3 protein-coding genes are annotated in these 1617 nt (G+C 43.3%); all 3 read right to left on the bottom strand.

Annotated features, from left to right (window positions below):
• Positions 1 to 11: 11 nt before the first annotated feature.
• Positions 12 to 491: a universal stress protein gene (locus FC07_RS08495; RefSeq protein WP_057904683.1), complete on the bottom strand. Its 480-nt coding sequence runs from the start codon at positions 489 to 491 to the stop codon at positions 12 to 14.
• Positions 492 to 612: 121 nt separating this feature from the next.
• Complete coding sequence (locus FC07_RS08490; RefSeq protein WP_057904682.1) at positions 613 to 1104, bottom strand: hypothetical protein; 492 nt, start codon at positions 1102 to 1104, stop codon at positions 613 to 615.
• A gap of 66 nt (positions 1105 to 1170) precedes the next feature.
• Positions 1171 to 1578, bottom strand: coding sequence for a MarR family winged helix-turn-helix transcriptional regulator (locus tag FC07_RS08485; protein WP_057904684.1), 408 nt, complete (start codon positions 1576 to 1578; stop codon positions 1171 to 1173).
• Positions 1579 to 1617: the final 39 nt, after the last annotated feature.

Here is a 1617-nt window from a genome sequence, read left to right as displayed (position 1 = left end):
TTGGCGAATGCTTACTTTGATTCTAAAGCCGTGCGATTATCGGCCTTAGTTTTAACGACCAAAACATCGGTAATGGCATTACGGTTAACGTATTCTGTAACAGAACCGACTAGGAAACGGCCCACCGCGCTTAAGCCGGTGGCCCCGATCATGATCAAGTCGTTTTTGTGTTCTTGTGGGAAATCCCGTGCAATAATCGTTTTCGGATTGCCAAACCGCACGTGAATGTCAACCGCTTCAAATGAAGCTTCTTGTTTGATCTTGTCAACGAGACCGTTGAGATAGTCTTGCGCATCGGAAGACATTTTATAGATGACGTCGCCATCGATCAAGCCAGCGAAGTTATAACTATATTGTTTCGTATCAAGAATGTTTAATAAATCTAAATGAGCACTGTTACGCTTTGCAACTTCAACGGCCTTGGTCAAAGCAAGTTCAGCTTCACGAGAGCCATCGATTGGTACCAAAATATTTTGATATTCTTGTAACATACAAAGCCCACCTTTCTAAGAGTAGCGTTAACTGTATTATACCTTAGTTAAAAGCATTCGGGCCATGAAAATGGTACCAGGATGCTAAAAAGTATAAAAAAAATGAGGCGAAAACCTCATTTTAGCGTTGGCTTAACCAACTTTGAATGGCATTGACGGCTAAACCAAGGCTCAGCGTGGCGTCTTTGGCCAGCGTTGCCTGTGTTTTAGCATGGTCCAATGCGTCTGTGGCACCGATCACTTCTAAGCCGTAAGCTAACAAGTGTAGATCGGTTTGGACATCATAGCCGTTTTGATCGGTGTTTTCATGGGCGTAGTTAAAGTTTAAGTCACCATCGTGAAGTGCACCGTCAGTATGTGTGACAATAATGCGATCGGTTAACGTACTTAGGGGTGCTGGCCCACCTTGTAAGGTTAACAAATGATCGGATTCACTTTCATAGTAGTGATCTTCAGTTTGGGTGAGATAACTTTGAACGGGCTGTGCCAGCACGCCTAGGCTATCAATTGCGGCGTAAAATTCAACTGCATTAAAAGCCGCTTCACCGGCTCTGATGTTGTCGCTGTTAGCAGATAAAAAATCGGCTAATTCGCTGATACTTTTTGTTGCCATGTTGCACCTCGTTTTTAAATAAAATCAAAAAACCTTATCGTTAGTTTACTCGACTTTGACCAAAGTTTAAAGGTCCAGTTGTTTGGCTTCTTGTGTGAACTTTGTGAGATGGTCGGTTACCTCTAGCATTTCGCTACGTAAGGTATCATAGCGTTCAGGGGTAAAGTCAAGGTGTGACACGCAGCCGTTGACATGCTTGTAAACAGCATCGCGCTGTTCATTGGCCTTAGGGGTTAAGGATACGAGTACCCGGCGTTCATCGACTTTATCCCGTTGACGTGTCACCCAGCCGTCTTTTTCCAAACGCTTTAATAGTGGCGTTAAGGTGCCACTGTCTAAAAATAAGTAATGGCCTAAGTCGTTAACGGTTAACGTTTGATGTTCCCATAACGTGAGCATCACAATAAACTGTGGGTAAGTTAAGTGAAATGGTGCTAACGCGTAGGCGTAATATTTATTACCCGAATTATTCATACGAGGTTTAATATCGGCATACCGCACAATTTTGGACCA

The sequence above is a fragment of the Loigolactobacillus bifermentans DSM 20003 genome, from assembly GCF_001434575.1.
GTDB lineage: Bacteria > Bacillota > Bacilli > Lactobacillales > Lactobacillaceae > Loigolactobacillus > Loigolactobacillus bifermentans.
The sequence above is the reverse complement of the archived record's forward strand: the minus strand, read 5'-3'. Positions and strand labels throughout refer to the sequence as shown.